We start from the raw sequence: 1,932 nt of genomic DNA, 5'->3' as shown, positions 1-1,932 counted from the left end.
CCAAATGAAAGCAAGCCCAAAAGCCCTTGGCGGTCGGTGGCCGAGTATAGACAGTTAGGCTACTAATGACAACGCGTTCACCTACCCCCAATAGCGGATTGCACAAGTTGCATAAAAGGCGTAAATGGCAGGCAATTTCGAGGAAAAAGTCGGCTTAAAGCCTTCTGGAGCAAGACTTTAGGCAAATTGACATTCGAATTTATCTCACTATAGTGGTGCGGGCCCTGCGTGGGGGGTCTGTCTGATGGTTCAAGCATAAATAGGAGGCCACATGGCTGACAAAAAAGCGCAGTTGATCATCGAGGGCGCAGCCCCCGTCGAGCTGCCCATTTTAACCGGCACCGTTGGTCCCGATGTAATCGATGTTCGGGGCCTGACGGCCACGGGCCGCTTCACTTTCGACCCGGGTTTCATGTCGACCGCTTCGTGCGAATCGAAAATTACCTATATCGACGGCGACAACGGCATTTTGTTGCACCGCGGCTACCCGATCGAACAGCTGGCTGAAAAGTCGGACTACCTGGAAACCTGCTACCTGCTGCTCAACGGCGAATTGCCGACCGCAGAACAGAAGGCCCAGTTCGTCAGCACCGTGAAAAACCACACCATGGTTCACGAGCAGCTGAAAACCTTCTTCAACGGTTTCCGTCGCGACGCCCACCCGATGGCCGTCATGTGCGGTGTAGTCGGCGCCCTCTCGGCCTTCTACCACGACTCCCTGGACATCAATAACCCGCAGCATCGCGAAATCTCCGCGATCCGTCTGGTTGCGAAGATGCCGACCCTGGCAGCGATGGTTTACAAGTACTCCATGGGCCAACCCATGATGTACCCGCGCAACGATCTGACTTACGCGGAAAACTTCCTGCACATGATGTTCAACACCCCGTGCGAGATCAAACCGATCAGCCCGGTACTCGCCAAGGCCATGGACCGGATCTTCATCCTCCACGCCGACCACGAGCAGAACGCTTCGACCTCCACCGTGCGTCTGGCCGGTTCTTCGGGTGCCAACCCGTTCGCCTGTATCGCCGCCGGTATCGCCGCACTGTGGGGCCCTGCCCACGGCGGTGCGAACGAAGCCGTGCTGACCATGCTCGACGAGATTGGCGATGTGTCGAACATCGACAAGTTCATCGCCAAGGCCAAGGACAAGAACGATCCGTTCAAGTTGATGGGCTTCGGTCACCGCGTCTACAAGAACCGCGACCCTCGCGCGACTGTCATGAAGCAGACCTGCGACGAAGTGCTGAAGGAACTGGGCATCAACAACGATCCGCAACTCGAACTGGCCATGCGCCTGGAAGAGATCGCGTTGACCGACCCGTACTTCATCGAGCGCTCGCTGTACCCGAACGTCGACTTCTACTCGGGGATCATCCTTAAGGCGATCGGCATTCCAACCAGCATGTTCACGGTGATTTTCGCCCTGGCGCGTACTGTCGGCTGGATTTCGCACTGGAAGGAAATGCTCTCGAGCCCGTACAAGATTGGCCGCCCGCGCCAGCTGTACACCGGTTACGAGTCGCGTGACATCACCAAGCTGGAAGATCGCAAATAAGGTTTTTCTTTTTTTTGTGATGGTTTAGTGGTGTGTCAGGAACGGCCTCTTATATAGAGGCCGTTTTTGTTTGTGGTCTCAGCGGCCTTCGGGCCGACTGGTTCTTGGATTCTGGGGGCATATCCGTTGCTGCGGGTGCTGCCGCTGGCGGTTTCGCTCTTACAGCGAGTCAGCTTTTCCAAACGCCGAAAAGGTAACCCAAAAGGCTTTGCCCCGGCGTACGGCCCGCTCGCTAGGGCTCGGGGTACCTTCGTTACGGGACCGATCCGGGCGCAGCGGCTCCGGTTGGCTTCGCTGCACCTACACTCGCTGTGTACGACTGCGTCGTACGGTCGCTGCGCTCCCCCCCGGATCGATCCCGTAAAGAAACC

1 protein-coding gene is annotated in these 1,932 nt (G+C 57.1%); it reads left to right on the top strand.

Going from position 1 to position 1,932, the window contains the following annotated elements; translation table 11 throughout:
• The first annotated feature begins 271 nt into the window (after positions 1-271).
• Complete coding sequence (gene gltA / locus F8N49_RS27470) at positions 272-1,561, top strand: citrate synthase (RefSeq protein WP_003222994.1); 1,290 nt, start codon at positions 272-274, stop codon at positions 1,559-1,561.
• The last annotated feature ends 371 nt before the right edge of the window (positions 1,562-1,932 follow it).

Origin of the sequence: Pseudomonas sp. GXM4, assembly GCF_008923895.1 — a bacterium.
In the GTDB taxonomy this organism is placed as follows: domain Bacteria; phylum Pseudomonadota; class Gammaproteobacteria; order Pseudomonadales; family Pseudomonadaceae; genus Aquipseudomonas; species Aquipseudomonas atacamensis.
The sequence above is the reverse complement of the archived record's forward strand: the minus strand, read 5'-3'. Positions and strand labels throughout refer to the sequence as shown.